This window comes from Leptotrichia sp. oral taxon 879 str. F0557 (genome assembly GCF_000469385.1).
GTDB classification, from domain to species: domain Bacteria; phylum Fusobacteriota; class Fusobacteriia; order Fusobacteriales; family Leptotrichiaceae; genus Leptotrichia; species Leptotrichia mesophila.
The window spans coordinates 84,132-84,769 of the sequence record NZ_KI271317.1 but is presented as its reverse complement, the minus strand read 5'-3'; the positions used below and the strand labels follow the sequence as shown (position 1 = coordinate 84,769).

Sequence of the window (638 nt, the reverse complement as noted above, 5' to 3'; positions counted from 1 at the left end):
AGACTCAGATAGTTGCAGACGAAAAGGATTTAAGGATACTCAACGTCTCGTTTTCACACGGGAGCGTTCATGACTTCAGGCTGTTCTGTAGAAGTCGTGTATATTTTTCAAAAGATGTTCTTTTAATTGCCGACAAGGGATACATAGGCATAGATAAGATACACGGCAACAGCTTGGTGCCTAAAAAATCGACAAAAAAGCACAAATTAACTAAAGAGGACAAGAAATACAATTCAATTATTTCAAGACATAGAATTTACATAGAGCATGTAAACAGTCATATCAAGAGATTTAGGATAGTGTCTACACGTTATAAAAACAAGAGAAGAAAATTTGCCCTGAGATTTTCGTTAATTTGTGCAATTAATTTTGAACTATAGGTTGTCGAACAGGTCTAATATATAGTAAAATCTATTTAAAGCTGGGCCATCTTATCAAATAAAACACAGAAGTAACTGCTTCCTCAAGTGTATTATCATTATGGGCTATGTCTTACTGGCCCATACTTTTTCTATTGGATTTAAATCTGGTGAATACAGTGGAAAAAATGATAGACAATACTCTGTTTCCTTAATTATCTTTTCTAATATCCTTTTTCTATGAAATCAGTGCATTCCCTATTTTTCCAGCAACCAGGT

2 protein-coding genes are annotated in these 638 nt (G+C 33.9%); one reads left to right on the top strand and one right to left on the bottom strand.

All coding sequences use genetic code 11. The features are described 5' to 3' along the window. A partial coding sequence (locus HMPREF1552_RS11820; protein WP_155827495.1) for a transposase family protein occupies positions 1-380 on the top strand: 380 nt, incomplete at its 5' end. 105 nt (positions 381-485) lie between these two features. On the opposite strand, the gene HMPREF1552_RS12770 is transcribed toward HMPREF1552_RS11820, so the two are convergent. Further along, the gene (locus HMPREF1552_RS12770; protein WP_231370750.1) at positions 486-575 is read right to left on the bottom strand and encodes a hypothetical protein; all 90 of its coding nucleotides are present in this window, start codon (positions 573-575) and stop codon (positions 486-488) included. Positions 576-638: the final 63 nt, after the last annotated feature.